Below are 704 nucleotides of genomic sequence, written 5' to 3' on the forward strand. Positions count from 1 at the left end.
AGGCCGGCCGGCAGTACGCAGCCGAACAGCACTTGGTCGACGCTGTCGGCCGCCACGCAGGCGCGCTCGACCGCCGCACGAATGGCCGCAGCGCCCAACTGGGGCGCGGTCAGGCTCTTGAGGTCGCCCTGCAGACCGCCCATGGGGGTGCGCACGGCACTGACGATCACGATCGGGTCATTGGGAATGCTCATGGTCTTCTCCTGGATTACTTGGCAGCCATGCGCAAGGCGCCGTCGAGTCGGATCACCTCGCCGTTGAGCATGCTGTTTTCAATGATATGGCGCGCCAGCGCCGCGTACTCCTGCGGGCGCCCCAGGCGCGGCGGGAACGGCACGCCGGCGGCCAGCGAGTCGCGCACCTCCTGGGTCATGCCGGCCATCATCGGGGTCTCGAAGATACCGGGAGCGATGGTCATCACGCGGATACCGAAACGCGCCAGCTCGCGGGCGACCGGCAAGGTCAGGCTGGCAATTGCACCTTTGGATGCCGCATAGGCGGCCTGGCCGATCTGGCCGTCATAGGCTGCAATTGACGCGGTGTTGATGATCACGCCGCGCTCGCCTGCACTATCGGCCTCGCCATCGGCCATCGCCGCGGCAGCCAGACGCAGCAGGTTGAAGCTGCCGACAAGGTTGACGTTGATCACCCGGCTGAAGCTGTCCAGGCCATGCGGCCCCTGCTTGCCCAGCACCTTCTCGGCG

2 protein-coding genes are annotated in these 704 nt (G+C 67.0%); both read right to left on the reverse strand.

Going from position 1 to position 704, the window contains the following annotated elements; genetic code table 11:
* Positions 1-194: thiolase family protein (locus tag G3436_RS26775; RefSeq protein WP_476644188.1), on the reverse strand; the 194-nt coding region annotated here is incomplete at its 3' end.
* 14 nt (positions 195-208) lie between these two features.
* Positions 209-704: SDR family NAD(P)-dependent oxidoreductase (locus tag G3436_RS26780; RefSeq protein WP_163951370.1), on the reverse strand; the 496-nt coding region annotated here is incomplete at its 5' end.

Origin of the sequence: Pseudomonas brassicae (assembly GCF_010671725.1) — a bacterium.
Taxonomy (GTDB): Bacteria; Pseudomonadota; Gammaproteobacteria; order Pseudomonadales; family Pseudomonadaceae; genus Aquipseudomonas; species Aquipseudomonas brassicae.